The sequence below is a fragment of the Variovorax sp. GW823-FHT04F07 genome, assembly GCF_058795995.1.
The window spans coordinates 1686194-1712049 of record NZ_JBXAIG010000001.1 but is presented as its reverse complement, the minus strand read 5'-3'; the positions used below and the strand labels follow the sequence as shown (position 1 = coordinate 1712049).

Below are 25856 nucleotides of genomic sequence, written 5' to 3'. Positions count from 1 at the left end.
CAGTGCCGGCAATTGTGGACCTGCTTCCTACAGTCGCGGCCACCATGATCCGAGACACCCCCCACTTCGAGGCCCTGCGGGCCGACATCCGCGCCTTCGTTCGCGAACGCTGGCATCCGCTGGAAGACCAGGTCAGCCGCGACAACGACATCCCGCCCGACGTGGTCGACGAACTGCGGCGCAAGGGCTACTTCGGCTGGAGCATTCCCGAGGCCTACGGCGGCCTGGGCCTCACGACCGAGGAGCTGGTGCTGTGCGCGATGGAGCTGTCGCAGTCGTCGGTGGCGCTGCGCGCCCGCGTGGGCACCAACACGGGCATCGGCTCCGAAGCGCTGGTGGCCGACGGCACCGAGGCGCAGAAGCAGCGCTGGCTGCCGCGCATGGCCACGGGCGAGCTCACGGGCTGCCTGGCGCTCACGGAGCCCGAGGCGGGCTCGGAGGCGAGCAACGTGCAGACCACCGCGCGCCGCGAGGGCGACCACTACGTGCTCAACGGCAGCAAGCGCTTCATCACGAACGCGCCGGTGGCCGATGTGTTCACCGTCATCGCCCGCACCGAAGACGGCTCGAAGGGCAGCAAGGGCGTGTCGGCGTTCCTGGTCGAGCGCGGGCCGGGCCTGACGACGGGCGCGCCCTACCGCATGATGGGCCAGGCCGGCTCGTTCGTGTCGGACGTGCACTTCGACGAATGCCGCGTGCACGCCGACCAGCTCATCGGCGGGCGCGAAGGCATGGGCTTCCAGACGGTGATGAAGGTGCTCAACAAGCAGCGCCTGCACCTGGCGGCGCTGTGCACGGGCCCGGCCATCCGCATGCTGGACCTGGCCATGGCGCACACCAGCAGCCGCAACCAGTTCGGCCAGGCGGTGGCCGACTTCCAGCTGGTGCAGGCCATGATCGCCGACAGCCGTACCGAGATCTACGCGGCGCGTTCGATGATCCTCGAGGCGGCGCGTGCACGCGATCGCGGCGAAGACGTGGCCCTGTCGGCCTCGATGTGCAAGTACTTCGCGTCGGAGATGTGCGGTCGCGTGGCCGACCGTGCGGTGCAGATGTTCGGTGGCTCCGGCTACGTGGCCGACTTCAGCCCCATCGAGCGCTATTACCGCGATGTGCGGCTGTTCCGCCTGTACGAGGGCACGAGCCAGATTCATCAGCTGAACATCGCCAAGCTGGCATTGCGCGAGGCGGGCGCGCGATGAACGTGCGCACGGACCTCGTGCCACGGGTGCGCGACTTCGTCGAGCGGCACTGCATTCCGCTCGAATCGACTGCCCACGTGCACGACCCGCGGGCGATGGACGCGGCGCTGTCGCAGCTGCGCCCGGTCGCGCGCGAGCTGGGCCTGTACCTGCCGCAGATGCCGGTGGAGGAGGGCGGGCTGGGCCTGTCGTGGGTCGAGCGCGCGGCGGTGTTCGAGGAGGCCGGCCGCAGCTACCTGGGCCCGGCCGCGCTGAACTGCGCCGCGCCCGACCAGCCCAACATGATCAGCCTGTTGCGCCAGGGCACGCCCGCGCAACAGCAGCGCTACCTGCGGCCGCTGGCCGAGGGCCGCATCCGCTCGTGCTTCGCGATGACCGAGCCGGCGCCTGGCGCGGGTTCCGACCCGTCGATGCTGCGCACCACCGCGCGGCGCGAGGGTGATGGCTGGGTCATCGACGGCCACAAGTGGTTCATCACCGGCGCGGTGGGCGCGGCCTTCTGCATCGTGCTGGCGCAGACGGACGAAGGGCCCACGCAGTTCATCGTGGACATGGACCACCCGGGCCTTTCGCTGGTGCGCGCCATCCGCGCCATCGACCCCTTCGCCGTGGGCGGCCATGGCGAGCTGCGCTTCACTGCCTGCCGCGTGGGCGCCGACGCGGTGCTGGGCGAGGTGGGCTCGGGTTTCGTGGCGGCGCAGCAGCGGCTGGAGCCCGCGCGGCTGTCGCACTGTCTGCGGCTCATGGGCCGTGCGCGGCGCGCGCTCGAGATCGCGCAGGCCTACGTGGGCGAGCGCACGTCGTTCGGCGATCGGCTGGCCGACCTGCAGCAGGTCCAGGCGATGGTGGCCGACTGCCACATCGACCTGCATGCGAGCCGGCTCATGAGCCTGGACTGCGCGCGCCGCATGGACGAGGGGCTGTCGGTGAAGACCGAGTCGGCGATGACGAAGGTCTTCGTGTCCGAAGCCCTGAACCGCGTGGCCGATCGCGCGGCGCAGATGTGCGGTGCGCTGGGCATGTCGGAAGACGCGCCCATCGCCCTCATCGTGCGCGAGCTGCGGCCCTTCCGTATCTACGACGGCGCCTCCGAGCTGCACCGCGCCACGCTCGGGCGCCGCTTCCTCACGCACTGACACGCTGAACACACAGAGAAACTGGAGACTGACGATGACGTCCTTGATCAAGAAAATTTCGCACCTGGCTGCCGGCCTTGCATTCGGCCTGGCCGGCTCGTTGGCGATGGCTGCCTTCCCCGATCGCCCCGTGAAGCTGGTCGTGCCTTTCCCCGCCGGCGGCAGCACCGACCTGGTGGCGCGCGAGGTGGCGCTGGAACTGGGCCACGCGCTGGGCCAGCCGGTCATCGTGGAGAACAAGCCCGGCGCCGGCAGCCTCATCGGCTTGGAGCTCGTGGCCAAGTCCGCGCCCGACGGCTACACGCTGCTCATGGCGGGCCTGACCAACATCTTCCTGCCCTACGTGCACAAGGGCCTCAGCTGGAACCCGGTGGACGACTTCGTGCCCGTGGGCCTGGTGGCCGACTTGCCCAACGTGATCGCGGTCAACGCGAAGACGCCGTACCAGAAGCTGCCCGAGCTCATTGCCGCCGACAAGGCCAAGCCGGGGCAACTCGCCTTCGGCTCCGCCGGCCCGAGCACGCCGTCGCACCTGGTGTGCGAAATGATCAACCACCAGGCCGCCATCAAGATGCAGCACGTGCCCTACAAGGGGAACGCGCCGGCGGTGAACGACCTGATCGCCGGTCACATCCCGGTGATGTGCAACAACCTCGGCGGCACGCTGCCCTACATGAGCAGCGGGCAGATCCGCATCCTGGCGCAGACCGGCCGCACGCGCTCGCCCTCGGCGCCCGACGTGCCCACCTTCGCCGAGCTGGGCCTGCAGGGCTTCGACAGCGGCCTGTGGGTGGGCATCGTCGCGCCCAAGGGCACGCCCGATGCCGTCATGCGTCCGCTGCGGGCGGCATTGGCCAAGGCCTTGCCCGCGGTGAAGGACAAGTTGGCCAAGCTGGGCGCGGCCGCGCTCGACCCGTCGCTGCCCGCCTACGGCCAGCGCATCGCCGCCGACCGCAAGCTGTGGGACCCGGTGCTCAAGCGCGTCGACCTGAAGGGCAACTGATGGGCCAGCCTGCCGACCACGCACCCCTGCACGGGGTGCGCATCCTCGACATGGCGACCGTGCTCGCCGCGCCGTTCTCGGCCACGCTGTGCGGCGACATGGGCGCCGACGTCGTCAAGCTCGAGCTGCCGGGCGGCGGCGATCCGCTGCGCGGGCTCACGCCGGTGCACGAGGGCCATCCGCTGTTCTGGAAGACCGCGAATCGCGGCAAGAAGGGCATCTCGCTGGACGTGCGCAAGCCCGAGGGCCGCGCGCTGTTCCTGCAGCTCATCGCCGGCTTCGACGTGCTGGTGGAAAACTTCCGCACCGGCACGCTCGACGGTTGGGGCCTGGACATCGCCACGTTGCACGCGGCCAACCCGCGCCTCATCGTGCTGCGCCTCACGGGCTTCGGCCAGACCGGCCCGTATGCGCGCCGGCCGGGCTTTGCCCGCATCTTCGAAGCGATGAGCGGCTTCACGCACCTGACCGGCGAGTCCGGCGGCCCGCCGCAGCACATGAACTATCCGTTGGGCGACGTGGTGGCGGGCCTGTTCGGCGCCTTCGCCATCAGCACCGCGTTGGCCGAGCGCAATGCATTGCCGCGCGCGCAGCAGCGGGGCGCCGAGATCGACCTGTCGGCCACCGAGGCGATGTCGCGCCTGCTCGATCCGCTGGCGGCCGAGCACCGCATCGGCGGCGTGGTGCGCGAACGCACCGGTTCGCGCGCCACCTACACCGCGCCGTCCAACGTGTTTCGCGCGCTCGACGGCGTGTGGTTCACGCTGGTGGGCACGGGCGGGCCGATCTTCGCGCGCATCTGCCGCGCCATCGGTCGCGACGACCTGCTCACCGACGCACGCTTTGCCGACAACGCCGCGCGCATCCGCCACCTGGAGGCGCTGGACCGCATCATTGCCGACTGGTGCAGCAGTCTTCCATTCGCGGAGCTGGCCGTGCGGCTGGACCGCGAAGACGTGCCCTACAGCAAGGTGTATTCGATCGCCGACCTGCGGGCCGACCCGCACATGCAGGCACGCGGCGCCTTCATCGACGTGCCCGACGAACAGTTCGGCACCGTGCCCGCGCCGGCGGCGGTGCCGCGCTTCGTGGGGCGCGAAGGCGTGCGCCCGGCCGCCACGGGGCCGCGCACGGGGCAGCACAACGCCGAGGTGTATGGCGCACTGGGCCTGGGCGAGGCACAGCTCGCAGCGCTGCGCGACGCGCAGGTGATCTGAAGCGCGCCCGCGTTTTCGCCTGCCCGGCCGGGTAGGCGTTTTGTCATGCCTGTCCCCGTGCCGTCGCGGGACACCTGACTCCCCCAGAAAAGGGCGCTCCGCTCATGTGCGAAAGCGGTGCGATTCCTACAGTCATCCCCATGCCGAACGCTTCTTCCCACACCGGGAAGGCCAGCGGTTTCGGCCGGCCACGATCACCGGGGAAACCGCATGGAACCGCTCGAAGTTCTGCCGAGAACCGCCCTGAGTCTGCTGCGCGAAGACGCCGGCATGTCGTTCATGGAGTTCGCGCTGATCGGTGCGCTGGTGATGGTCGTCGTCCTTCTGCTGGTGCTCGCCCTGCGGCGCAGTGCCTGAACACGGGGAGCCCGCCATGCAGGAATTCAACGCTGTTCTCGAACTGCTCGCGATGCTGGCGACCGACATCCGCATGCTGGCGCTCTTCGCGCTGCTCGGCGTGGCGGCTGTGAGCGACTGGCGCTTCTATCGCATTCCCAACTGGCTGACCTTCGGCGGCGCGTGCTTCGCCCTCATCTACGGAACGATGGCGGCACGCACGCCGTCGTCGGGCGCGCTGAGTGCATTCGGTGGTCTGGGCGTGGGCTTCGTCGTGATGCTGCCGTTCTATGCGCTGGGGATCATGGGCGCGGGCGACGTCAAGCTGATGGCCATGACCGGAGCCTTCCTGGGGCCCCAGCAGACGCTGATGGCCTTGCTCTTCACTTTCATCGCGGGCGGCGTCGCGGCGCTGGCTTTCGCGATCCATCGCCGCCGCCTCGCTCACATGCTCGGCAACGTCAAGACCGCGGCGCAGGGGATGCTCATTTCCGGCATCGCAGGCGTGCGGCCCGACGGGCGCCTGCAGGCAGGCCAGTCCGTGGGCAAGTTGCCCTACGGCGTCTGCATCGCGGCGGGCACGGTGGTCCAAGTGCTGGCGCACCAGCTGGGCTTTGTCTAGCTCCTACATGTTTCACCCCTGGCGGAGGTTCGTATGAAGAACATCAAGGCGATCGGGCTGATCTTTCTGGCCCTGCTGTTCGGGCTGGCGGCCGCGGTCTACGCGACCGGCTGGATCTCCCGACAAAGCGGCATTGCGTCCAACAAGGTCGTGGTGGCCGCCGTCGACATCGACCTGGGCAGCCGCGTCAACGCGCAGATGCTGTCCACGGTCGACTGGCCCAGCGGCTCGGTGCCCAACGGCTCCTTCAGCGACATCAAGGCGCTGAACGACCGCGTGGTGAAGGTCGGCGTGCTGCGCGGCGAAGCGCTCATGGAGGGCAAGCTGGCGCCGGTGGGCACGCAGGGCGGGCTGTCGGCGGTGATCGCCAGCGGCAAGCGGGCCATGACGGTGCGCGTCAACGACGTGGTCGGCGTGGCGGGCTTCGCGCTGCCGGGCAACTACGTCGACGTGATGGTCAATGCCCAGCAGGACAAAGGGCGCGGCGAAGACGCGCTGCAGATCAGCAAGACCGTGCTCGAGAAAGTGCTGGTGCTGGCGGTGGCCCAGGAGGCCAACCGCGACGACACCAAGCCGAAGGTCGTGAGCGCGGTGACGCTCGAACTCTCGCTCGAAGACTCCGAGAAGCTCGACCTGGCACGCAGCGTGGGCACCCTGTCGCTCGTGCTGCGCAACCAGATGGACAAGACCACGGTCGCCACCCTGGGCATCACCAAGGGGCAGCTGTTCGGCGAGAAGAAGGACATCGTGCCGGTCTCCACCGCGGCAGCCCCGGCCCGCCCGCGGGTGCGGCAGGCAGGCCCCGTCACGCCGCGAGCCTCCGAGTGCGTGGAAGTGATCCAGCACGCAGGCCGCTCGCTCACCTGTTTCTGATCGTCGTCAGGAGGAACACCAAGTGCGCCCACTCACAACAACCATCGCCCGTCTGCTGGCGACCCTCGCGACAGTGGCGACCCCTGCCATGGCCGCGGAGGTCGTGGCAGCCGCCCCCACCACGGCCGCCGCCATGCCTGCGCCTGCTGCAGCTGCTGCAACGGTTGCGGCAGCACCCGCGGCCCCGGCCAGCCGGCGCTGCACCGCCATCATTCCGGACTCCGACCCGACCTATGCCGTGCTCGGCAAGTCGGTGGTCATTCCGTTGAAGGCGCGCGTGGTGCGCATCGTGGTCAGCGGCCAGCCTCAGAACCAGGCGGCCGCGCCGGTGGCGGCTCCGCAGGGTGCGGCAGCCATGGCGGCGCCCCCCCAGCCCCGCAGCGATGGCGTCGGTGACATCGAGGTCACGCTGCTGAGCCCGACCGACCTGTTCTTCCGCGGCCGCCAGGCCGGCTCGATGAACGTGGTGCTGCAAAGCGCCGACGGCACCTGCTACATCAAGGACGTGATCGTCACCATCGATCCCGGGGCGCTGCAGGCCAAGCTGGCCGAGTTGATGCCGGAAGAGCGCCGCATCCGCGTGCGCAGTGCCGAGCGCTCCATCGTGCTCACCGGCGAGATCAGCGACGCGCTGAAGCTGGACGACGTGATGAACCTGGCCGCGGCTTATGGCGCCGATGGCAAGAAGGTGGTGAACCTGCTGCGCGTGGGGACGCCCCAGCAGGTGATGCTCGAGGTGAAGATCGCCGAGGTCAGCAAGACGCTGCTCGACCGGCTGGGTTCGCGCGTGGGCTACTCGCGCACGAGCGGCGGCGGCCTGCACAACTACTCGCTGATCTCCAATTTCCTGAGCACGGGCGGCGGCCTGGTCGAAGCGCTGCGCATCGGCCGCGGCGTGGTGACCATCGACGGCCAGAAGGACGACGGCCTGGTGCGCATCCTGGCCGAGCCCAACATCATGGCCATCAGCGGCCAGCAGGCCAGCTTCCTGTCGGGCGGCAAGATCTTCATTCCGGTGGCGCAAACCGGGGGCAACGGCACCGGGAGCACCATCACGCTGGAAGAAAAAGAGTTCGGCATCGGCGTGAAGTTCATGCCGACGGTGCTCAACGGCGACCGCATCAATCTCAAGATGGTGTCGGAGGTGTCGGACCTGTCGCAGACCGGCTCGCCCTTCACCACGGTCGGGGGCGTGACGTCCGTCGTGCCTTCGCTCACGGTGCGGCGCGCCGACACCACGGTGCAGCTCAACGACGGACAGAGCTTCGTCATCGCTGGGCTCATCAAGAGCAACGCGACCGAGGCGATCAAGCGCTATCCGGGCCTGGGCGAAGTGCCGGTGATGGGGGCGCTGTTCCGCAGCACCGAGTTCCAGAACGAGCAGACCGAGCTGATGTTCGTCATCACGCCGCGCCTGGTGCGCCCGCTGGCCCAGTCGCCGCGCGTGCCGACCGACAACCACGTGCTTCCCAGCCGCGCCGAGGTCTACCTCAATGGCGCCCTCGAAAGCAGCACCCCGGCCCCGGCCGCCCCGGCCAGCGAAACCCCGTGAGGAGCCCCGCCATGTTCATCCGATCGACACCCCTCTTGCTCGCATGCCTCCTGGCTGCAGGCTGCTCGAGCGTCACGCCCCACTACGACGCGCGCTTCGGCGAAGCCGTGCGCGATGCCAGAAAGAAGATGACGCTGAACCCGAACGCCGGCAAGAGCGGCGACCCGGTCACAGGCATGGACGGCCGCGCGTCGCGCGAGGCGATGGTGCAGTACCAGGAGTCCTACAAGACGCCGCCGCCGGCGGTCAACGTCATCAACATCGGCGGGCAGATCGGTGGCCAGGGCGGCGGCTCGGGGAAATGAAAGACCGCGATCTTGCGGACCCGTTTTGCAACAGCTTCCTCATGGAAAGGAGAACGCCACGACACGCATGACATTCGACTCCCTTGTTTTTTCAACCTGATTTTCTGTAGTCCACACCTTGAAAGGAAATAGCCATGAACAAGTTTTTCCAGACCATCGGTCAATCCGCGAGCGGCTTGCTGCGCGACGAAGAAGGCGCTCAGGTCGTCGAGTACGCACTGATCATCGCGGTCGTTTCGATCGCACTGGTTGTCGCGTTGAAGGGACTCACGTCCAACGGTGGCAGCTTCGGGACCTTCATCAGTCGGGTCGCACTTTGCCTGACCTCGACGAACGGCGGCTGCGTCTGAAGTGTGTTGGGAGGGCGGAAGAAGGCGGGCTTTTCCTCGAGGCACGCTTTCTTCCGCAATTCCCGATGCCTTGCGCGACTTCCCAGCACAACGAAACGAGGTCATCACCATGTTCAAGTCATTGCTGACAGACGAGGACGGCGCCCAGGTGGTCGAGTACGCCTTGATCATTGCCGTCATTTCCATCGCGCTGGTGATCGCGCTGCAACCGGGGACGCTCACGGCGAGCATCGACGCCGTGCTCACCCGCGTGGCCGATTGCTTCGCCGGAAACAATTGCGTGTGACGCGCCCGGTGTCCTCTTTTTCATCGTCCAGACCGAGGTCCGATCATGAAAGCCCGCCGCTCCCCCCACCGCCAGCGTGGCGCGATGATCATCACGGCCGCGCTGTTCCTGCTGTTCCTGCTCGGCTTCATGGGCATCGCACTCGACTTCGGCCGCCTCTTCGTCGCTCGCACCGAGCTGCAGACAGCGGTGGACAGCTGTGCGCTGGCCGCCGCGGCTGAGCTCAACGGAGAGAGCACGGCCATCAACCGGGCGCGCAGCTCGGGACAGACCGCCGGCAACGCCAACAACGTGAACCTGCAGTCGGCCACCTGGAGCGGTCAAGGCAAGCTCACCACGGCCGATATCACGTTCCGAGACGCGTCCTACGCGGCCACCACCGCGTCTGCCAATGCACGCTATGCGCAGTGCACCCACACCCAACCCAACATCAAGATGTGGCTGATGCAGGCCGTGGGCGCCTTCTCGGGCGATACCGCCGGCAACCCCGCGACGCGCAGTGTGGCGGCGAGCGCAGTCGCCACCCGCGCGAGCGCACAGACCGCATGCCCCATTCCGGTCGCAGCGAAGCCGAAGCCGGGCGGCACGGCGCCGAACTACGGCTTTGCCGTCGGCGAATGGGTGACGCTCATCATGGCGCAGAACGCGGCCACGGGCGGCCAGATCGGCTGGGCCAACCTCGACGGCAGCAACAGCGCCTCGGAAACCGAAGCCGAGCTCAACGGCCGCTGTGGCGCCAAGGTGGGCGACACGGTCGGCACCCCCGGCGTGCAGACCTCGGTGGCCGACACCTGGAACTACCGCTTCGGCATCTACAAGAACAGCGGCGATCCGAGTGTGAATCGGCCCGACTACACCGGCTATGCCTACACCTCGCTCAACTGGCCCGCGCAGTTCAATGCCTATGCCGGCGCGCCGGGCGGTGGCGCAGACCCGACCGCCCAGAACTTCGTGACCAAGCGAGCCGCTTTCGCGTCCTGCGCCGACACCGGCACCAAGGTGAAGGGCGCGGACAGCTGCGAGTCGATCACCGGGCTGTCGCTCAACAGTTTCCAGAAGCTGGCCACGCCAGGCAACGTGGCCGGAGGCCACATGCAGTACGGCATGGACCGTCGCTTCGTCACGGTGCCGGTCATCGACGGCGGCAACCACGTGATCGACTACCTCTGCATGCTGATGCTGCAGCCGCTGAGCATTCCGATGACCGACACGCAACTGGAATTCCTCGGCAATGCGGGAGCCGCCGGCAGCCCTTGCACCACGAGCGGGCTGGCCGGTGGATCGGCAGGCCCGTTGGTTCCGGTCCTGGTGAGGTGAACATCATGAAAAAGTCCCATCGCACCCAGCATGGCGCCGCGCTGATCGAACTGGCGCTCATCACGCCGCTGCTGCTGCTGCTGACCTTCATCACCACCGAGTTCGGGCGTGCCATGTACGAATACAACACGGTCACCAAGTCGGCCCGTGACGCGGTGCGCTATCTCTCGGTCCAGACGCCCGGCACGAACATCACCCAGGCGCGCAACCTGGTCGTGTATGGCAACACCGCCGGCACCGGCGCGCCGTTGGCGCGCGGCCTGAGCCTGGCGAACGTGCCGGCCGCCAACTGCTGCACCTGGCAATCGGCGGGGGCGGACCCGATCATCAACACGGTCACGGTGCGCATCACCGGCTACACCTTCCACTCGCTGTTTCCATCGGTGTTCGGCGTGAATTTCGCCGACGCCAACGGCAACATCGTCTTCAGCGACATCGCCGCCACCATGAGGGCGCCATCATGAAACACCACGCCAAGGGCGCGACCACTCTCGAGTTCGCGCTGGGTCTGCTGATCTTCCTGATGCTGGTGTTGGGCATCGTGGACTTCTCCCGAATGCTGTTCACCTGGAACGCTGCCAACGAGGCGACGCGTGCCGGCGCGCGCTATGCCGTGGTGTGCGACGACACCACGCAGCAGGCCTTGGTGCTCGCCAGGATGCGGGCCTTGTTGCCGCAGGTGCAGACGGTGAGCGTGGCCTGGGTTCCCTCGGGCTGCACGGCGAGCACCTGCCAGGGTGTCACCGTGAGCATCACCGGCCTCAACTACCAATGGATCTCCCCGATCGTGGGGGCCGCCGCGCCGCTCATCCCGATGCCGGGGTTCTCCACCTTCCTGCCCCGCGAGGTCATGCGGCAAGACCCGCACAGCGCGGCCATCTGTTCCTGACAGCACACCGGACACGACCATGAAGATCGCCATCGTTTCCCCCAATCCGAACCACCTGCAGGACATGCGCAAGGTGCTGGAGCCGCGCGGCCATGCCGTGTCGCTCTTCGAAGGCGGCAAGAGCCGCATGCAGGCGGTCGTCGACAAGGTCGGGCCCGACCTGCTGCTGGTCGACGGCATGTGCTGCGACCCGCAGGAGCTCTCGCTGGTGGAGGCCCTGACCTTGCGGCATCCGACGGTGGCGGTGGTGCTGCTGTGCGCGATGCAGACGCCCGAGTTCCTGATCCACGCGATGCGCGCGGGCGTGCGCGAGGTGCTGCCGTCGCCCGCCGACACCGCCGCGCTCGAGGCCGCGGTCGATCGCATCGCGCTCAAGATGGCCGGTTCGCAGGCGCGCAGCCCCGGGCGGGTCGTGGCGTTCATGCCCTGCAAGGGCGGCAGCGGCGCGACCTTTCTCGCGACCAACGTCGCGCACCAGTTGTCGCGCGAGCGCTCGGTGCTGTTGATCGACCTGAATCTGCAGTTCGGCGATGCGCTGTCGTATGTGAGCGACCTGCGCCCGACCGCGACGATGGCCGACGTGGCGCGCGACATCGGGCGCCTCGACGCCTCGCTGCTGGCGGCGAGCGTGGTGCGCGTGTCGCCCAGCTACAGCATCCTGCCCGCGCCCGAGGACCTGGCGCGCGCGATGGACGTCAAGGCCGAGCACATCGACGCCATCCTGCAGGTGGCGCTCGCGCAGTACGACTTCGTGATCTTCGACCTCGGCACGCGCATCGACACGCTCACGCTGCGCGTGCTCGACCGCGCGGAGCGCATCTTTCCCGTGATGCAGACCAGCCTGCCGCACATCCGCAACGTGACGCGCCTGATGCAGGTGTTCAAGTCGCTCGGCTACGCCGCCGGCAAGGTCGAGCTGCTGGTGAACCGCAGCACCGGCGGCGGCGAGATCGGGTTGTCGGACATGCGCCGGTCGTTGCCTGGCGCGACATTCACGACGGTGCCGGACGGCGGCAAGGACGTCGACGCCTCCATCAACCGCGGCGTGCCGCTGGCGGAGATGTCGCGCGGCAGCGCACTCGCCAAGCGCCTCGACGAGATCGCCCACACGCTCAGCCCGCGGCCGGAGGCGACGCCCGGCTTCATGGGGCGGCTGTTCCGCCGTGCCTGAGACAGGGCGGATTCCCATCAATACCCAGGCGGAGGTGCCAACATGTCATTCAGGGACCAACTCAATGCGATCGACAGCGATGCGGGCGCGCGGCCGGCGGGGCCAGCAGGGCCGGTCCTCGAGCTGACCACGTCGCCTTTCGCCTCGGACACCTACAAGCTGCTGAAGGAGCGCATGCACCTGAAGCTGCTGGATCGCTTCGACCTGGCGGCGCTCGAAACCCTCCAACCCGACGCCCTGCGGCAGGAAATTTCGACCATGGTCGGGCGGCTGCTGCAGGAAGAGCCCGAGGCGCTCAACGACATCGAGCGGCGCACGCTGATCCGCGACATCCAGCACGAGATGCTGGGCTTCGGACCCATCGAGCTGCTGATGGCCGACCCGACCGTCTCGGACATCCTGGTCAACTCGCCCACCAGCATCTACGTGGAGCGGCGGGGCCGGCTGGAGCTGACCAACGTGAGCTTCACCGACGAGAAGCACCTGCTGCGCATCATCGACAAGATCGTCTCGCTGGTCGGGCGCCGCATCGACGAGTCCAGTCCCATGGTCGATGCGCGGCTGCCCGACGGCTCACGGGTCAACGCCGTCATCGCACCGGTGGCGCTGGACGGGCCGATGATGTCGATCCGCCGTTTCGCGAAGATCCCGCTGCGCATGAACAACCTCGTGAACGATCTCAAGTCGCTCACGCCGCCGATGGCGCAGATGCTCGAGGGCCTGGCCCAGGCCAAGGTCAACATGCTGATTTCGGGCGGCACCGGGGCAGGGAAGACCACGCTGCTGAACATTCTCTCGGGCTTCATTCCGGAGTCCGAGCGCATCATCACCATCGAGGACGCGGCCGAGCTCCAGCTGCAGCAGCCGCACGTTGCGCGCATGGAGACGCGGCCGACGAACATCGAAGGCAAGGGCGAGATCACGCAGCGTGCGCTGGTGCGCAACGCGCTGCGCATGCGGCCCGACCGCATCGTGATCGGCGAGGTGCGCGGCGCCGAGGCGGTCGACATGCTGCAGGCGATGAACACCGGCCACGAGGGCTCGCTCACCACCATCCACGCCAACTCGCCGCGCGATGCGCTGGCGCGGCTGGAAAACATGATCGGCATGGCGAACCTGAATCTGCCGCACCGCACGGTACGCCAGCAGATCGCCTCGGCGATCACGGTGGTCGTCCAGGTGTTGCGGCTGATCGACGGGCGGCGCAAGGTCACCAGCATCCAGGAGATCACCGGCATGGAGGGCGAGATCGTCACCATGCAGGAGATCTTCACCTTCCACCAGACGGGCATGGGTCCCGACGGCCAGGTGCGCGGCCATTTCCACGCGACCGGCGTCCGACCGAAATTCATGGAGAGGTTGCAGGCGTACGGCGTGCTGCTGCCCGACACCATCTTCGATCCCGAAAAGCACTACGAATAGGAGCGCGCCATGTTCGACAACCTGGGGGGTGACACGCTGATCACGGTCGCGGTGCTGGTCTTCGTGACCGCGCTGCTCATGATCGAAGGGTTCTACCTGCTGTGGCGGTCCTACAAGGGGCCCGACGCGCGCAAGATCGAGAAGCGACTGCAGGCGATGTCCGCCGCGGTCGACCGCACGCCGCAGGCCCATCTCGCGAAGGAGCGCATGCTCAGCGACGTGCCCTGGATGCAGCGCCAGTTGCTGGCGCTGCCGCGGGCGCACCGGCTGGACCGTTTCATCCTGCAGGCGGGGCTGGACTGGACGGTGTCGAGCTTCCTGCTGGCCTGCGGTGTGCTTGGTGTGTTCGCGTTCTGCGCCGTGTGGCTGGCGCACCAGCCCGTGTGGCTGGCGCTGCTGGCCGGGGCCGTGGCGGCAGTGCTTCCGGTCCTGTACCTGCAGCATCAGCGCAGCCAGCGGCTGGAGCGCCTCGAAAAGCAGCTGCCGGACGCGCTGGACCTGGTGACGCGCGCCCTGCGCGCGGGCCATTCCTTTGCCAGCGGCGTGCAGATGATCGGCGAGGAAATGCCTGAGCCGATCGCCAGCGAGTTCCGCCTGGTGGCCGACGAGGTGAATTTCGGCGTCTCGCTGCAGCAGGCGCTGACCAACCTCAGCGAGCGCGTGCCGCTCACCGATCTGCGCTACTTCGTGGTGTCGGTGCTGATTCAGCGCGATTCGGGCGGCAACCTGACCGAGGTGCTGGGCAACCTGAGCCGGCTCATCCGGGAGCGCTTCAAGCTGCTCGCGCGGGTGCGGGTGCTGTCGTCCGAGGGGCGGCTGTCGGCCTGGATCCTGGGCGTCATGCCGTTCGCCCTGGCGGCGCTCATGAACATCTTCAATCCCGAATTCATGGCGCCACTGTGGACCGATCCGATCGGCCAGACGGTGCTGCAATACATGCTGGTGCTGATGCTGGTGGGCATCGTGCTCCTGCGCAAGATCGTGAAGATCCACGTCTGAAGGAGAAGCGCCATGGCCATGCTGTTTCCCATCCTGGTGTTCCTGTCCGTGTCGCTGGCCGTCATCGGCCTGGCGGTGTGGTTGTCCCCGACGCGCGCCGCGCAGCGGCTGCAGGCGGTGGCGCAGCCGGCCGGCAAGTCGTCCTGGACCGAGACCGCCGTCAAGCTGGTCGGTCCGTTCGCGCAGCTGTCGTCGCCGACCGGCGACGCCGATCTGTCGCCGCTGCGCGTGCGTTTCCTGAACGCCGGCATCCGCCACCCGGATGCGTACCTCCTCTATTTCGGCCTGAAGACGCTGCTGCCGCTGGGCTTCGCGGCGCTCGCGTTCCTCGTGCTGCGCGCGGCAGGGTCGGAGGGTGGCATGACGATGCTGCTGTGGCTCGCGCTGGCGGCGCTGGCGGGCTGCTACCTGCCCAACCTGGTGCTGCGCCTGCGTATCCGCGCGCGGCGCCGCGAGATCTTCGAGAACTTTCCCGATGCCGCCGACCTCATGCTGGTGTGCGTGGAGGCGGGGCTCGGACTGGACGCCGGGCTGGCCAAGGTCACGGAGGAAATCCAGATCAAGAGCCAGGCGCTCGCGCAGGAGCTGCACTGGACCAACCTGGAAATGCGCGCTGGCGGCACGCGCGAGAAGTCGCTGCGCAACCTGGCGCTGCGTACGGGCGTGGAAGAAATAGGCACCTTCGCCACCATGCTGACCCAGGCGGACCGCTTCGGCACCAGCATCGGGGAGTCGCTGCGCGTGTTCTCGGACGACCTGCGCCACAAGCGCCAGGTGCGCGCCGAGGAGCTGGCGGCGAAGGTGCCGACCAAGATGCTGCTGCCGCTGGTGCTGTGCATCTTCCCGTGCATCTCGCTCGTGATCCTCACGCCGGCGGCGATCCGCGTGATCCGGATGATCGGGCCGATGCTGGCCGGGCAGCTGTGAGAGGGCGCGCACGCGGCGCGCCGCGTGCGCCGCTGCAGCGGACGGCTCAGGCCGCCAGCGTGTCGAGCTGGTGCTTGATCGCGTAGATGTACAGCTCGAGCCGGTTCGTGACGCCCAGCTTCTGGTAGATCGCGCACAGGTGATTGCGCAGCGTGTGCTCGGTGACGAAGGCGCGCTCGGCGAGCGCCTTGTTGGAGGCGCCGCAGCCCGTCGCGACGATGCGGATGATCTCGCGCTCCTTGTGCGTCAGCGTGGCCTGGCGCGCCGTGTCGGGGTCGGCCTTCGGCGGCTTCCTGGCCGACGTGAGTTCGGAGAAGACGCGGCCCATGGTCTGCGCGTCGACGCACAGCTCGCCACGGAACACGCGCTCGATGGCGTCGAGCAGCTGTTGCGCCGAGGCGTCCTTGCCCACCACGCCGCGCGCGCCGCGCAGTATGGCCAGGTCGAGCGTGCGCTGCTCTTTCTCGGCCGTCAGCACCATCACGCGCGACACCTCGTTGGTCAGCAGCCGGGGCAGGATGTCCAGCGCGCTGTGGCCGTCCAGGTCGAGGTCGAGCACGATGACGTCGGGTGCGAGGCTTTGCGCCGTGGCCACCGCTTCGTCGCAACAGCTGGCCGTGCCGACCACCTTCATGCGCGGCTGTTCGCCGTCGATCAGCTTCGACAGGCCCCACAGCATGGTCTTGTGGTCGTCCACGAGCAGCACGGCAATGGGATGGTCGGGATGGTCGAGGGTTTGCATGACGGACTCCTTCCTGTGTCTGCGGCGGGCGGTCAGATCGGGATTTCGATCCGTACCGCCGTGCCGCCATTCGCGCATCGGTCGACATGCGCCTGGCCGCCCAGGGCCGCGGCGCGCTCGGTGAGAGAGCGGGGGTGGAAGGCGGTGAAGCTTTCCTGGCAGGCGTCGTTCTCGATGCACAACGCCAGCTGGCCGTTCTTGCAGTCGATGCGCACGCTGCCGTGGCGCGCATGGGTGTGCTTGCAGATGTTGTTCAGCCCTTCGCTGACCATCTGCAGCAGCTCCGCGGTCACCCGGTCGTCCAGGTGCAGCGGGCCGTCGATGGCCATCACGATGTCGATGTCGATGCCGTACAGGCCCTTGATCCGCGCGGCCTGGCGCTCCAGGTGGGGCCGCACCAGCCCACCGGAATCGTCGTTCGCACCGTGCCTGACTTCGCCGGCGTAGCGGCGCAGGTCGGCGATCACGCCGTCGGCCACGTCCGCGAGCTTGTCCAGGTCTTCGCGCAGCGGGTTATCGGCGGCGGCCCGCTTGCGCAGCGCGCACAGGCCCATGCGCAAGCCGATGTAGGGCTGGATGGCGGTGTCGTGCAGGTCGAGCGCGATCTTCAGGCGCTCCGTCGACGCGGCTTCCGAGGCCATGCGATCGAGCACCTCGATGGTCTCGATGACCGGGAAGATCTGTTCCATGAGGTGGGCGAGGAACAGCGCGTCGGACTTGCCCAGCCGCCCGTCGCGCGACGAGATGAACACCCGGCCTTCGCCCAGGCGCATCGGCAGCGGCGCGCTGATGAAGGCCCGCGCCTCCAGCAGGGCGGCGATGGTGGTGCAGTGCGCAGCGCCTGCTTCGTCGGCGCTGCGCCAGGCGGTCGTGCCGGCTTCGAAGACACGGTGCTGCGCGCGCAGGTGGTTCAGCGGCCAGGGCAGGCGGTTGCTGAGCACGACGCTGTCGGGCGTCAGGGCCATGAGCGGCGATTCCGCGAGGCGGCCGATGGTCTCGATGCTCACCTGCTCGCAGGTGTCGTCCTCGCGCAGTGTGCGCAGCAGCCAGGTGCCGGTGGCGCGGTCGCGCGTCAGCAGGATGCAGTGGCTGGCCTTGAAGAAGGCCAGCGTGCGCTCCATCGTACGGGCGATGGTGCGTCCGGCGCCGAAGCGCGGGTTCGACAGCTGGCTCACTTCGCCCAGGAGGGCAAGGCGCCGTTGCAGCGCCAGCTTGGAGCCGCCCCAGTACACGATCATGTGCCCCAGCGCCAGCAGGAAGGCGGTGCGCATCAGCAGCTGCGGCGTGTCGTCCGTGCCCGTGGCCAGGCCGCAGGCTGCGAAGGAGGCGACCGAGGCGATCGTCACGCGGGCGCCTTCCTCGAAGCCCCAGCGGAACGAGGAGGTGAGGATGGCGAAGAAGTAGAAAAGGAAGAACAGGCTGTGGGTGCCGTCGGTCACCGCCATGATCAGCGTGAACCACAGCACGTCGGACCAGTGGATGGTTCGGCCCTGGAAGTAGGGCCGCCCCATCGCCGTGCAGACGTGGATCAGCAGGCTGTGAAGGATGTAACCGAAGAAGGCCAGCCAGACCGCTGCGGGGACCTGCTGCCGGCTATCGGCGGCGTCGACCGTGATCGCCAGCAGAGCCGAGATCGACAGCACGAGCCGCATGCGTCCCACCATGAGCGCATCCGCCGCCAGGCTGGCGTCGATGCTGGGGGCGGAGCCGTGCGCTCGCATGGGGATGCATCCGGTGCATGGACCATGTCAGGCACCGCGGGAGATCGCGGTACGGACAGGAGCGCTCGGCAGTGACAGTTTGGAATACATTTTTCTTGCCAGAGACCACAACGTGTGACGAGTTCACATTACTACTTTGGTGTTCAGATGCAATTGAAATCTCGTTCCATTAACGTTTGGTAACTATATTTGCATTGGATTGCATGCAGATAAATGCGGCCGCTGCACAGGGCGGCGAGAGGGCATGGCGTCGGTTGGGGAGGCCTCGGAGAGGGCAAGGTACCTCAACGGGGCGTTCGCCTGCCTTGGCGAAGGCGCAGGCCGCGGGGTAACCCGGTTGCGCGGCCTCAGGGCAGGAACAGCAGCATCCCGTAGACCGCAAACAGCATCAGGTGCATGAGCCCCTGGATCGGCGAGGTGCGCTGCCCGTTGAAGCTCAGCAGGCTCAGCACCGCCGTCACCGCAAACAGCAGGGTTTCGGCGCCCGAGATGCCCATGAGCACCTGCTTGCCCGTGACCAGCCCGATGACCAGCACGGCCGGCACCGTGAGCCCCACGGTGGAGACGAAGGCGCCCAGGCAAAGGTTGATGGCGCGCTGCATCTCGTTGTTCATCGCGGCGCGCATGGCGGTGATCGACTCGGGCGTGAACACGATGATGGCGATGAGCACGCCGCCCACGGCCGCGGGCACGCCGGCCGCGGCAATGCCGTAGTCGGTGACCACGGCGAGGTAGTGCGCGAGCAGCACGATGGGCAGGATCATTGCGAGCAACAGCAGCGATCGAACAACCACGGCGCGTTTGTCCAGGCGGGCGTGATCGGCCTGCGCGGCAGGCGAGGGCGCGGTCGCCCGCACTGACATCCGCCCCGGCGCCGGCTGGATGAAGAAGCGCTGGTGGCTGCGCATCTGCATCCAGAGAAACGCGCCGTACAGCACGGCCGTGAGCACCGACATGCCGATCGCCTGCACCGGCGTGAACTCGCCCGCGCCCGAGCTGTGGTTGGGCAGCACCAGCGCCGTGCCGGTCAGCAGCACGATCATCGACAGGTAGGCGCCGGCGCCCTGCGCGTTGTATTCCTGGTCGCCGTGGCGGGCTGCGCCCGCGATCAGGCAGATGCCGATGACGAGGTTCAGGATGATCATCATCACGGCGAAGATCGAGTCGCGGCCAATGGTCGGAAACTCGCCCGGGCCCAGCAGCACCGAGGCGATGAGGATCACCTCGATCGACACGATCGAGAGCGTCAGGATCAGCGTGCCGTACGGCTCGCCCAGCTGGTGCGCCAGGTGGTCTGCCTCGCGCACCACGCCGAACGAGGCGGCCAGGATGGTGACGAACAGCGCCAGGAAGACGCAGCCGGCCACCACGGGGCTGATCGGCGCAGCCAGCCAGCGGTCGCCGAAGGCAATGAAGAGCCCGACCACGAGCCAGGCGGCGGCGATCAGGGCCCAGGTGGCGGGCGGCACGAGGCGGGCGGGGGAGGGTGTTGTTGTCATGGGCGTTGTCACTCCGACATCAAGAGGGAAGCCAGGGCCAAGAGGCCGCTGCCGGCGAGGCTCAGCCCGCTGGCAGCCCACAGGGCCTTCACGTCGCGTAGCTCGCAGCCTTCGCGGCGCGCATGCCAGGCGGCATAGGCCAGGGCCCCCGCCATGGTCAGCGCGGGCCAGTGCAGATCAAGACCGTTCATCGCGCGGCCCCCGATGCGGCGCGTGCGCGCGGGCATTCGGCGCGGTAGGACAGCCGGGTCGCGCCCGTGCGCACGTGCAGGCGCACGGCGCCGATCGTCAACCGGAAGGCCTCCGGTCCGGGAGCGCGAGGAAGACGGAAACGGGAGAAGAAGCGTTGCGCGGCGAGGCGCCAGGAAGGGAGCAGTTCGGCCATGTCGAAACTTCGCGAGAAGTCAGGAAAGGGCCGTCCCTTGCAAGGTGGAGGTGCAAGACCGAGGTCGTCCTCGGCCCGGTCCGCGCAGGGCGCGCGAACGAAAAAATGATAGCAGGGAAATCGGAACTGGCGCCCTCAGCCCCCGCGTGCGCGCACCTGGGCCGCGTGCAGGAGGCGGGCGCTGTCCACCTTCTGCTTGGACAGGAGCCGCATCCTGCTGCAGCTCGAGCAACGGTACAGGCGCAGCCAGGGCAACAGGCGCATCCACCCTCTGCGCGGCTGGCGGTCCATATCCTGAAGGTGGCAGGGGCAGGCGGAAACCGAATGAGTCGACGACATTTGTCAGAGTGACCATGCTGTCCAGATCCCACCCTGACCAAGCTCTGCGGCTCTTCGGCTACTGGGAATTGAAAGTATTCATTCTTACGACAAATGTAAACAAGCACACTCACCTGATTTAGGTATTCGCGCCCCGTTTTCCTCGGTTTCGGTCACACCCCGTTTCACTTCTCCGGTGCTTCGTGTGCACCAGTTCACAGAGGGAAAGCCGCCAGTTGACCGGTGTAAACTGCCCGGTTTTCTCCCTCTCTCGCGGTATGGTGCAAGTGTCACGGCGCACAGGCTTCACCGGCTCGGCGCTCACTCGCTTGCTCGCTCAATTGAGCGACATCGACGTTCCCGAATCCAGGCAAGCCCTCGCGGATCGTTTGAGTCAGTGGTTCAGTTGGACCGACGCCATCTCCTTGTCTGCAGCTTTGGATTCCGATCTGGGCGTCGCCGTGTCCGGCGCCCGGGCGTCCGAGGGCGCCGAGGAGGCGCAGGAGTGCGCGCGCCTGAAGGCCGCGCTGGCCAAGGGCAATGCCGACGGCGGCGTGGCCTCGGTGCTCCCCGGCGCGAACGACGACTTTCCGCCGTACCGCCGCCGCTACTTCGCGCGGCAGCAGGCCATGGAAACAGCCATCGAACCGCTGCGCGCGCGCCTGCGGGCCCGGCTCGCCACCCGCTCGCCCGAGCTGGCCCGGCTGGCCGCGGTGGACGCCATCCTGGAACAGGTGGTGGGCGCGCGCGAACGCAGCCTGCTGGCGAGCGTGCCGACGCTGCTGGAGAAACACTTCAAGCGCTTGCGCGAGGCCCATCAGGCCGCGCAGGACGCCACCCCCGACAACCCCCAGCCGCCAGCGACCGCCGCCGGCTGGCTGGACGTGTTCGGCCGCGACATGCAAAGCGTGTTGCGGGCTGAACTGGACATTCGCATGCAACCGGTCGAAGGCCTGCTCGAAGCCCTTCGCGACCGCTAGCCTGCAGCCCCACAAGAGACAACAAGCTTCCATGAACAGATTTTTCCATTACGCCGTCTTCCTCGTGGGCCTGGCCGTCGTGTGCTGGGTCGGTGCCAGCTATGTCGGCCACAACCCGCTGGCCCTGGTGATCACGGCGCTGATCGGCGCGTTCTACCTGATGGGCGCGCTGGAGTTGCACCGCTTCCACCAGGCCACCGGCACGCTGTCGCATGCGGTGAACGACCTGTCGGCGCCGCCGACGAGCCTCGGCGACTGGCTCGCCGGCCTGCATCCCTCGCTGCGCAACGCGGTGCGCCTGCGCATCGAAGGCGAGCGCGTCGGCCTGCCGGGCCCGGCACTCACGCCGTATCTCGCGGGCCTGCTGGTGCTGCTGGGCATGCTGGGCACCTTCCTGGGCATGGTGGTCACGCTCAACGGCACGGGGCTGGCGCTCGAAAGCGCGACCGACGTGCAGGCCATCCGCAACTCGCTGTCGGCGCCCGTGCGCGGCCTGGGCCTGGCCTTCGGCACCTCGGTGGCGGGCGTGGCCGCATCGGCCATGTTGGGCCTGGCCTCGGCGCTGTGCCGGCGCGAACGCCTGCTGGCCGGGCAGTCGCTCGACACGCTCATCGCCACGTCGCTGCGCGGCCATTCGCTGGCGCACCGCCGCGAAGAGTCGTTCAAGCTGATGCAGCAACAGGCCCACGCGATGCCCGCACTGGTCGACCAGCTGCAGGCCATGGTGGCCGCGATGGACCGCCAGAGCCAGTCGATCAACGAACGCCTCGTCGCCAGCCAGGACACCTTCCACCAGAAGACCGAAGCCGCCTACACGGGGCTCGCCGCATCGGTCGACCGCTCGCTGAAAGACAGCCTGGCCGACAGCGCCCGCATCGCCGGCGAAACCATCCAGCCCGTGGCAAAGGTGATGCCCGAACTGGTCGGCCAGCTGCAGACCATGATGGCCGCGATGGAGCGCCAGACCCAGGCGCAGAACGACCGCCTCGTCGCCAGCCAGGACAGCTTCCACCAGAAGGCCGAAGCCGCCTACAGCGGCCTGGCCGCCTCGGTCGACCGCTCGCTGAAGGAGAGCCTGGCCGACAGCGCCCGCATCGCCGGTGAAACCATCCAGCCCGTGGCGAAGGTCATGCCCGAGCTGGTCGGCCAGTTGCAGACCATGATGGCCGCGCTGGAACGCCAGGGCCAGGCGCAGAACGAGCGCCTCGTCGCCAGCCAGGACAGCTTCCACGAAAAGGCCGAAGCCGCCTACAGCGGCCTGGCCGCATCCGTCGATCGCTCGCTGAAGGACAGCCTCACCGATACCGCCCGCATCGCCGGCGCGACGATCCAGCCCGTGGTCGAGGCGGCCATGCTCGGCATCGCGCGCGAAGCGGCGTCGCTGCAGGGCGGCATGGCGCAGGCCGTCGAACGGCAGCTCGAGGGCCTCACGGGCCGCTTCGAGGCCTCGACCGCCGGCGTCGCCGACACCTGGAAGGCCGCGCTGGCCGAACACGAGCGCGCGAGCGGGGCGCTGTCGAGCGACCTGCGCGGCACGCTCGAACGCTTTGCCGAAACCTTCGAGCAGCGCTCGGCCGCGCTGGTCGACGGCGTGTCGGCCCGCCTCGAAAGCACCGTGGGCAGCGTGTCCGACACCTGGGGCAGCGCGCTCGCGCAGCACCAGCGCGTCAGCGAAAAACTGTCGGGCGATTCGCACCAGGCGCTCGCCGCCGCTGCCGCCACCTTCGAGCAGCATTCGGTGGCGCTGTTGCGCACCGTGGGCGAGGCGCACACCAGCCTGCAGACCGAACTGGCGGCGCGCGATGCGCAGCGCCTGTCGGCCTGGAGCCAGTCGCTCGAAGCCATGGCCGCGTCGCTGCAGAAGGAATGGCAGCAGGCCGGCGCGCACACGCTGAGCCAGCAACAGCAACTGAGCGACACGCTGGCGCAGGCCGCGCGCGACGTGTCGACGCAGGCCGAGGCGCATGCCAAGCAGACCGTCGCCGAAGTCGCGCAGCTGCTGCAGGCCGCATCTGACGCACCCCGCGCCGCGGCCTCGCTGCTCGACACCGTGCGCGAGGCGCATGCCAACCTGCAGACCGAACTCGCCACACGCGACGCGCAGCGCCTCGCTGCCTGGAGCGGCTCGCTCGAAACCATGGCCGCCTCGCTGCAGAAGGAATGGCAGCAGGCCGGCGCGCACAGCCTGAGCCAGCAACAGCAGATGAGCGAGACGCTCGCGCAGACCGTGCGCGACATGTCGGCGCAGGCCGAGGCCAACGCCAAGCAGACCGTGGCCGAAGTCGCGCAGCTGCTGCAGGTGGCCGCCGAAGCACCGAAGGCCGCGGCCGACGTGATCGCCGAGCTGCGCCAGAAACTGTCGGACGGCATGGCGCGCGACAACGACATGCTCGAAGAGCGCAGCCGCATCCTCGGCACGCTCGAGACCCTGCTGGGCGCGGTGAACCATGCCTCGACCGAACAGCGCAGCGCCATCGACGCGCTCGTCACGGCCTCGGCCGACATGATGGAGCGCGTGGGCAGCCGCTTCACCGAGAAGGTCGAGAGCGAGACCGAGAAGATGGCCGGCATCGCCGCGCAGATCACCGGCGGCGCGGTCGAGGTGGCGAGCCTGGGCGAGGCCTTCGGCTTTGCCGTGCAGCGCTTCGGCGAATCGAACGACAAGCTGGTGGCGCACCTGCAGCGCATCGAAGGCGCGCTGGGCAAGTCGCTCGCGCGCAGCGACGAGCAGCTGGCCTACTACGTGGCGCAGGCGCGCGAGGTGATCGACCTGAGCATCATGTCGCAAAAGCAGATCGTCGAAGACCTGCAGCAGTTCGCCAGCCGCCAGACGGCGGTGACCAGCGAGGCCTGAGATGGTGCGCGACGAGATCGACCTCGACGCCGGCCTGGAGCCGACCGTCCCCGTGTGGGCGGTGTTCGGCGACCTGATGGCGGGCATGCTGGGTGCGTTCGTGCTGATCCTGGTGTGCGTGCTCGGCATGCAGCTGGACCTGGCGAGCCGCCTTGAAACCGAGGTGCAGCAACGCCGCGCCGAATCGCAGCGCCGCGAGGCGCTCGAGCAGGCGCTGGCCGGGCCGCTCGCTGCGGGCCGCGTGACGCTCAACAACGGCCGCATCGGCATCAGCGGCAGCGTGCTGTTCGCCTTCAACTCCGCCGACCTGCAACCCGGCGGCCGGCAACTGCTGAAAAGCCTGGCCGGCCCCCTGGGCGCCTACCTGAAGGCGCGCGACGAGATCCTGATGGTGAGCGGCTTCACCGACGACCGGCAGATGCGCGACGGCGCGCGCCTGTTCGCAGACAACTGGGAGCTGTCGGCCCAGCGCGCGCTCACCGTGACGCGCGCGCTGATCGAAGAGGGCGTGCCCTCGTCGTCGGTGTTCGCCGCCGCCTTCGGCGCCGAGCAGGCCGTGGCCTCGAACAGCGACGCCGAAGGCCGCGCGAAGAACCGCCGCGTGGAAATGGCGCCGACGCCCCGGCCCAAGAACGCACCCGACGCTGCGAAGCCCCGTGAGTAACGACAGCGCACCGGACGATCAGGTCGATGCGGTGGTCACGCTCGACGCCTGGCGCGCGCGCGGCGACGACCGTTTTGACCCGGTGCGCTTCCGCTTCATCGAGGCGATGGCGCAGCGCGCGGCGGCGCACGAGGGCGAGGCGCGGCGCCTGCTCGATGCGCGGCTGGCCAGCCTCATGGCGACCTACCGCGCCGATCAGGAGAAGGGCGCACCCGAGGCCGAAGTACCGGCCGATGCGCCGCTGCACACCGCACTCGCCGAGCTGATGAACCACATCGCCCAGCTCGCGCCGCTGCCGCCCCCGCCCGACGCGGAGGCGACCGACGGTGACACCGTGCCCAGCCTCTCGACCGCGCCCGAGCTCAAGACGCTGAGCTATTTCCGCGGCACCTGGTCCAGGCTCGCCGCCGACCAGCGCGTGACGCAGTCGCTCGCCAAGGTGCCGAAGAACGCCGGCCCGCTCAACACGCACCACCTGGTGCAGCGCGCGCTCACGCTGATGCGCGACCTGTCGCCGCAGTACCTGCAGCGCTTCATGGCGCACGTCGATGCGCTGCTGTGGATCGAGCAGGTGAACGCCGCCGCCGAGGCCGCGCGCGTGGCGCGCACCGAGAGCCCGCGCAAGAGTTCGCGTAGCCGCGCGAGCTAGAAGCTCAGCCCGCCGCGTCGTGGCACACGACGCACAGCTTGTTGCCGTCCGGGTCGCGGAAGTACGCGCCGTAGTAGTCGGGGTGGTAGTGCGTGCGCAGCCCCGGCGGGCCTTCGCAGCTGCCGCCGTGCGCGAGCGCGATGCGGTGCACCGCATCGACCATCGCCCGCGTGCCGGCGGTGAACGCCGCCATCTGGCCGTTGCCCGCGTCGTGCGGCCGGCCGTCGTGGGGTTGGCAGATCACGAAGAAGGGCCGTGCGCGCCCCGCGCTGTGCCAGCCCGCCCAGGGCTTCTCCGGCTCGCAGAAGCGGCGCTCCAGGCCGAGGCCGTCCATCACCGCGTCGTAGAAGGCCAGTGCGCGGTCGAAATCGGAGACGCTGAAGAAGACATGAGAGAACATTTCGGTTCCTTGTGAAGCGGGTGAACGGCCGGCGTGA

Annotated in this window: 28 protein-coding genes; 22 read left to right on the top strand and 6 right to left on the bottom strand. The window is 68.4% G+C overall.

The window, feature by feature from the left end:
• The first annotated feature begins 44 nt into the window (after positions 1–44).
• The 18 genes from AC1RAA_RS08030 (at position 45) to AC1RAA_RS07945 (ending at position 15607) form a co-directional block, all read left to right on the top strand.
• Positions 45–1202, top strand: a complete 1158-nt coding sequence (locus AC1RAA_RS08030) for an acyl-CoA dehydrogenase family protein (protein ID WP_492727541.1) — start codon at positions 45–47, stop codon at positions 1200–1202.
• Positions 1199–2338 carry an acyl-CoA dehydrogenase family protein gene (locus tag AC1RAA_RS08025; RefSeq protein ID WP_492727540.1) on the top strand — a complete coding sequence of 380 codons (1140 nt, stop codon included), beginning with the start codon at positions 1199–1201 and terminating at the stop codon, positions 2336–2338. Before AC1RAA_RS08030 ends, AC1RAA_RS08025 begins: the two co-directional genes overlap by 4 nt.
• Before the next feature lie 34 nt (positions 2339–2372).
• Positions 2373–3341 carry a Bug family tripartite tricarboxylate transporter substrate binding protein gene (locus AC1RAA_RS08020; protein ID WP_492727539.1) on the top strand — a complete coding sequence of 323 codons (969 nt, stop codon included), beginning with the start codon at positions 2373–2375 and terminating at the stop codon, positions 3339–3341.
• Positions 3341–4558, top strand: a complete 1218-nt coding sequence (locus tag AC1RAA_RS08015; protein WP_492727538.1) for a CaiB/BaiF CoA transferase family protein — start codon at positions 3341–3343, stop codon at positions 4556–4558. The genes AC1RAA_RS08020 and AC1RAA_RS08015 overlap by 1 nt, the downstream gene beginning before the upstream one ends.
• Positions 4559–4768: 210 nt before the next feature.
• On the top strand, positions 4769–4915 hold the full coding sequence (locus tag AC1RAA_RS08010) for a hypothetical protein (protein WP_174254357.1): 147 nt from the start codon (positions 4769–4771) through the stop codon (positions 4913–4915).
• 16 nt (positions 4916–4931) lie between these two features.
• A complete protein-coding gene (locus AC1RAA_RS08005; RefSeq protein WP_159271400.1) occupies positions 4932–5516 on the top strand; it encodes an A24 family peptidase in 585 nt (194 codons plus the stop codon).
• Positions 5517–5549: 33 nt separating this feature from the next.
• On the top strand, positions 5550–6389 hold the full coding sequence (gene cpaB / locus AC1RAA_RS08000; RefSeq protein ID WP_447745318.1) for a Flp pilus assembly protein CpaB: 840 nt from the start codon (positions 5550–5552) through the stop codon (positions 6387–6389).
• Positions 6390–6477: 88 nt separating this feature from the next.
• A complete protein-coding gene (locus AC1RAA_RS07995; RefSeq protein WP_370869523.1) occupies positions 6478–7941 on the top strand; it encodes a type II and III secretion system protein family protein in 1464 nt (487 codons plus the stop codon).
• 11 nt (positions 7942–7952) lie between these two features.
• Positions 7953–8246, top strand: coding sequence for a hypothetical protein (locus AC1RAA_RS07990; RefSeq protein WP_159271402.1), 294 nt, complete (start codon positions 7953–7955; stop codon positions 8244–8246).
• Positions 8247–8380: 134 nt separating this feature from the next.
• Positions 8381–8596: a Flp family type IVb pilin gene (locus tag AC1RAA_RS07985; protein ID WP_159271403.1), complete on the top strand. Its 216-nt coding sequence runs from the start codon at positions 8381–8383 to the stop codon at positions 8594–8596.
• A 109-nt stretch (positions 8597–8705) separates the two neighbouring features.
• Positions 8706–8882, top strand: a complete 177-nt coding sequence (locus AC1RAA_RS07980) for a Flp family type IVb pilin (RefSeq protein ID WP_159271404.1) — start codon at positions 8706–8708, stop codon at positions 8880–8882.
• A 45-nt stretch (positions 8883–8927) separates the two neighbouring features.
• Entirely contained in the window at positions 8928–10199 is a 1272-nt protein-coding gene (locus AC1RAA_RS07975; RefSeq protein WP_159271405.1) for a pilus assembly protein TadG-related protein, read from the top strand.
• Positions 10200–10204: 5 nt separating this feature from the next.
• Positions 10205–10663, top strand: a complete 459-nt coding sequence (locus AC1RAA_RS07970; RefSeq protein WP_492684166.1) for a TadE/TadG family type IV pilus assembly protein — start codon at positions 10205–10207, stop codon at positions 10661–10663.
• Positions 10660–11088, top strand: a complete 429-nt coding sequence (locus AC1RAA_RS07965; RefSeq protein ID WP_159271407.1) for a TadE/TadG family type IV pilus assembly protein — start codon at positions 10660–10662, stop codon at positions 11086–11088. Before AC1RAA_RS07970 ends, AC1RAA_RS07965 begins: the two co-directional genes overlap by 4 nt.
• A 19-nt stretch (positions 11089–11107) precedes the next feature.
• A complete protein-coding gene (locus AC1RAA_RS07960) occupies positions 11108–12259 on the top strand; it encodes a CpaE/TadZ family protein (protein ID WP_492727537.1) in 1152 nt (383 codons plus the stop codon).
• Positions 12260–12301: 42 nt separating this feature from the next.
• Complete coding sequence (locus AC1RAA_RS07955; RefSeq protein ID WP_095745839.1) at positions 12302–13681, top strand: TadA family conjugal transfer-associated ATPase; 1380 nt, start codon at positions 12302–12304, stop codon at positions 13679–13681.
• A gap of 9 nt (positions 13682–13690) precedes the next feature.
• Positions 13691–14680, top strand: a complete 990-nt coding sequence (locus AC1RAA_RS07950) for a type II secretion system F family protein (RefSeq protein ID WP_307585236.1) — start codon at positions 13691–13693, stop codon at positions 14678–14680.
• Between the two features lie 12 nt (positions 14681–14692).
• Complete coding sequence (locus tag AC1RAA_RS07945) at positions 14693–15607, top strand: type II secretion system F family protein (protein WP_159271410.1); 915 nt, start codon at positions 14693–14695, stop codon at positions 15605–15607.
• Between the two features lie 46 nt (positions 15608–15653).
• Here AC1RAA_RS07945 and AC1RAA_RS07940 read toward each other — a convergent pair whose 3' ends face one another.
• The 5 genes from AC1RAA_RS07940 to AC1RAA_RS07920 all read right to left on the bottom strand — a co-directional run bounded on the left by AC1RAA_RS07940 (position 15654) and on the right by AC1RAA_RS07920 (position 19954).
• The gene (locus tag AC1RAA_RS07940; RefSeq protein WP_095745836.1) at positions 15654–16349 is read right to left on the bottom strand and encodes a response regulator; all 696 of its coding nucleotides are present in this window, start codon (positions 16347–16349) and stop codon (positions 15654–15656) included.
• Positions 16350–16381: 32 nt separating this feature from the next.
• Positions 16382–18070 carry a sensor histidine kinase gene (locus tag AC1RAA_RS07935; RefSeq protein WP_492727536.1) on the bottom strand — a complete coding sequence of 563 codons (1689 nt, stop codon included), beginning with the start codon at positions 18068–18070 and terminating at the stop codon, positions 16382–16384.
• 347 nt (positions 18071–18417) lie between these two features.
• Positions 18418–19569, bottom strand: a complete 1152-nt coding sequence (locus tag AC1RAA_RS07930) for a calcium:cation antiporter (RefSeq protein WP_492727535.1) — start codon at positions 19567–19569, stop codon at positions 18418–18420.
• 8 nt (positions 19570–19577) lie between these two features.
• Complete coding sequence (locus AC1RAA_RS07925; RefSeq protein WP_487848559.1) at positions 19578–19760, bottom strand: hypothetical protein; 183 nt, start codon at positions 19758–19760, stop codon at positions 19578–19580.
• Positions 19757–19954, bottom strand: a complete 198-nt coding sequence (locus AC1RAA_RS07920; protein WP_492727534.1) for a hypothetical protein — start codon at positions 19952–19954, stop codon at positions 19757–19759. Before AC1RAA_RS07920 ends, AC1RAA_RS07925 begins: the two co-directional genes overlap by 4 nt.
• Positions 19955–20550: 596 nt before the next feature.
• Here AC1RAA_RS07920 and AC1RAA_RS07915 point away from each other — a divergent pair.
• From AC1RAA_RS07915 to AC1RAA_RS07900, 4 genes are read left to right on the top strand one after another with little or no spacing between them, the layout of a single operon-like run.
• Complete coding sequence (locus AC1RAA_RS07915) at positions 20551–21252, top strand: DUF3348 domain-containing protein (protein WP_447745252.1); 702 nt, start codon at positions 20551–20553, stop codon at positions 21250–21252.
• A 31-nt stretch (positions 21253–21283) separates the two neighbouring features.
• Positions 21284–24106 carry a DUF802 domain-containing protein gene (locus AC1RAA_RS07910; protein ID WP_492727533.1) on the top strand — a complete coding sequence of 941 codons (2823 nt, stop codon included), beginning with the start codon at positions 21284–21286 and terminating at the stop codon, positions 24104–24106.
• Position 24107: 1 nt separating this feature from the next.
• Positions 24108–24770 (top strand): OmpA family protein, encoded by a 663-nt coding sequence (locus AC1RAA_RS07905; RefSeq protein WP_095745829.1) that lies wholly within the window; start codon positions 24108–24110, stop codon positions 24768–24770.
• Positions 24763–25419, top strand: a complete 657-nt coding sequence (locus AC1RAA_RS07900) for a DUF2894 domain-containing protein (protein WP_492727532.1) — start codon at positions 24763–24765, stop codon at positions 25417–25419. The genes AC1RAA_RS07905 and AC1RAA_RS07900 overlap by 8 nt, the downstream gene beginning before the upstream one ends.
• Positions 25420–25423: 4 nt before the next feature.
• Here AC1RAA_RS07900 and AC1RAA_RS07895 read toward each other — a convergent pair whose 3' ends face one another.
• Complete coding sequence (locus AC1RAA_RS07895; protein ID WP_307585192.1) at positions 25424–25819, bottom strand: VOC family protein; 396 nt, start codon at positions 25817–25819, stop codon at positions 25424–25426.
• Between the last annotated feature and the right edge of the window lie 37 nt (positions 25820–25856).

What these genes read in the sequence shown, in the direction of transcription:
- AC1RAA_RS08030 (WP_492727541.1), top strand. Translation starts at nt 45, where the DNA reads ATGATCCGAGACACCCCCCACTTCGAGGCCCTGCGGGCCGACATCCGC.
- AC1RAA_RS08025 (WP_492727540.1), top strand. Translation starts at nt 1,199, where the DNA reads ATGAACGTGCGCACGGACCTCGTGCCACGGGTGCGCGACTTCGTCGAG.
- AC1RAA_RS08020 (WP_492727539.1), top strand. Translation starts at nt 2,373, where the DNA reads ATGACGTCCTTGATCAAGAAAATTTCGCACCTGGCTGCCGGCCTTGCA.
- AC1RAA_RS08015 (WP_492727538.1), top strand. Translation starts at nt 3,341, where the DNA reads ATGGGCCAGCCTGCCGACCACGCACCCCTGCACGGGGTGCGCATCCTC.
- AC1RAA_RS08010 (WP_174254357.1), top strand. Translation starts at nt 4,769, where the DNA reads ATGGAACCGCTCGAAGTTCTGCCGAGAACCGCCCTGAGTCTGCTGCGC.
- AC1RAA_RS08005 (WP_159271400.1), top strand. Translation starts at nt 4,932, where the DNA reads ATGCAGGAATTCAACGCTGTTCTCGAACTGCTCGCGATGCTGGCGACC.
- cpaB (WP_447745318.1), top strand. Translation starts at nt 5,550, where the DNA reads ATGAAGAACATCAAGGCGATCGGGCTGATCTTTCTGGCCCTGCTGTTC.
- AC1RAA_RS07995 (WP_370869523.1), top strand. Translation starts at nt 6,478, where the DNA reads ATGGCCGCGGAGGTCGTGGCAGCCGCCCCCACCACGGCCGCCGCCATG.
- AC1RAA_RS07990 (WP_159271402.1), top strand. Translation starts at nt 7,953, where the DNA reads ATGTTCATCCGATCGACACCCCTCTTGCTCGCATGCCTCCTGGCTGCA.
- AC1RAA_RS07985 (WP_159271403.1), top strand. Translation starts at nt 8,381, where the DNA reads ATGAACAAGTTTTTCCAGACCATCGGTCAATCCGCGAGCGGCTTGCTG.
- AC1RAA_RS07980 (WP_159271404.1), top strand. Translation starts at nt 8,706, where the DNA reads ATGTTCAAGTCATTGCTGACAGACGAGGACGGCGCCCAGGTGGTCGAG.
- AC1RAA_RS07975 (WP_159271405.1), top strand. Translation starts at nt 8,928, where the DNA reads ATGAAAGCCCGCCGCTCCCCCCACCGCCAGCGTGGCGCGATGATCATC.
- AC1RAA_RS07970 (WP_492684166.1), top strand. Translation starts at nt 10,205, where the DNA reads ATGAAAAAGTCCCATCGCACCCAGCATGGCGCCGCGCTGATCGAACTG.
- AC1RAA_RS07965 (WP_159271407.1), top strand. Translation starts at nt 10,660, where the DNA reads ATGAAACACCACGCCAAGGGCGCGACCACTCTCGAGTTCGCGCTGGGT.
- AC1RAA_RS07960 (WP_492727537.1), top strand. Translation starts at nt 11,108, where the DNA reads ATGAAGATCGCCATCGTTTCCCCCAATCCGAACCACCTGCAGGACATG.
- AC1RAA_RS07955 (WP_095745839.1), top strand. Translation starts at nt 12,302, where the DNA reads ATGTCATTCAGGGACCAACTCAATGCGATCGACAGCGATGCGGGCGCG.
- AC1RAA_RS07950 (WP_307585236.1), top strand. Translation starts at nt 13,691, where the DNA reads ATGTTCGACAACCTGGGGGGTGACACGCTGATCACGGTCGCGGTGCTG.
- AC1RAA_RS07945 (WP_159271410.1), top strand. Translation starts at nt 14,693, where the DNA reads ATGGCCATGCTGTTTCCCATCCTGGTGTTCCTGTCCGTGTCGCTGGCC.
- AC1RAA_RS07940 (WP_095745836.1), bottom strand. Translation starts at nt 16,349, where the DNA reads ATGCAAACCCTCGACCATCCCGACCATCCCATTGCCGTGCTGCTCGTG.
- AC1RAA_RS07935 (WP_492727536.1), bottom strand. Translation starts at nt 18,070, where the DNA reads ATGCGAGCGCACGGCTCCGCCCCCAGCATCGACGCCAGCCTGGCGGCG.
- AC1RAA_RS07930 (WP_492727535.1), bottom strand. Translation starts at nt 19,569, where the DNA reads ATGACAACAACACCCTCCCCCGCCCGCCTCGTGCCGCCCGCCACCTGG.
- AC1RAA_RS07925 (WP_487848559.1), bottom strand. Translation starts at nt 19,760, where the DNA reads ATGAACGGTCTTGATCTGCACTGGCCCGCGCTGACCATGGCGGGGGCC.
- AC1RAA_RS07920 (WP_492727534.1), bottom strand. Translation starts at nt 19,954, where the DNA reads ATGGCCGAACTGCTCCCTTCCTGGCGCCTCGCCGCGCAACGCTTCTTC.
- AC1RAA_RS07915 (WP_447745252.1), top strand. Translation starts at nt 20,551, where the DNA reads ATGGTGCAAGTGTCACGGCGCACAGGCTTCACCGGCTCGGCGCTCACT.
- AC1RAA_RS07910 (WP_492727533.1), top strand. Translation starts at nt 21,284, where the DNA reads ATGAACAGATTTTTCCATTACGCCGTCTTCCTCGTGGGCCTGGCCGTC.
- AC1RAA_RS07905 (WP_095745829.1), top strand. Translation starts at nt 24,108, where the DNA reads ATGGTGCGCGACGAGATCGACCTCGACGCCGGCCTGGAGCCGACCGTC.
- AC1RAA_RS07895 (WP_307585192.1), bottom strand. Translation starts at nt 25,819, where the DNA reads ATGTTCTCTCATGTCTTCTTCAGCGTCTCCGATTTCGACCGCGCACTG.